Source organism: Dietzia sp. Die43, assembly GCF_024519835.1.
Lineage (GTDB): Bacteria > Actinomycetota > Actinomycetes > Mycobacteriales > Mycobacteriaceae > Dietzia > Dietzia kunjamensis.
In genome coordinates this window covers 1-323 of record NZ_JALJRF010000089.1, presented here as the reverse complement: position 1 = coordinate 323, position 323 = coordinate 1, and the positions used below count along the sequence as shown (strand labels likewise).

The 323-nt window shown below is 50.2% G+C and carries 1 protein-coding gene; it reads right to left on the bottom strand.

What is annotated here, in order from left to right:
* On the bottom strand, window positions 1-323 hold a 323-nt coding region (locus tag NR111_RS18925; protein WP_256821649.1), incomplete at both ends, for a hypothetical protein.

The following is a 323-nucleotide window of genomic DNA, read 5'->3' as shown; positions in this document are numbered from 1 at the left end:
CGCTCGCCGGACCGGTCTTCGTGCGGTCCTTCCCCTTTTCTCCCTCTCCTTTTCCCCTCTCTCCCCTCCCCTCCCTCTTTTTCCCTTCTCCCTTTTCCCTTTCCTTCCTCTTCTTCTCTCTTTCTCCCTTCTCCTCTTCTCTCTTCTCTCCCTTCCTCCCTCTTCCTCTCTTCTCTTCCCCTTCCCTTCTCTCTTCTTCTTCTCCTCTCTCTCCCTTTCCTTTCTTTCTTTTCCCCCTCTCCTTCCTTTTCCCCCCTCTCCTCCTCTTTCCTCCCTTTTTTTTCCTCTCTGTCTTCTTCTTTCTTTCTCCTTTTTTTTTTTTT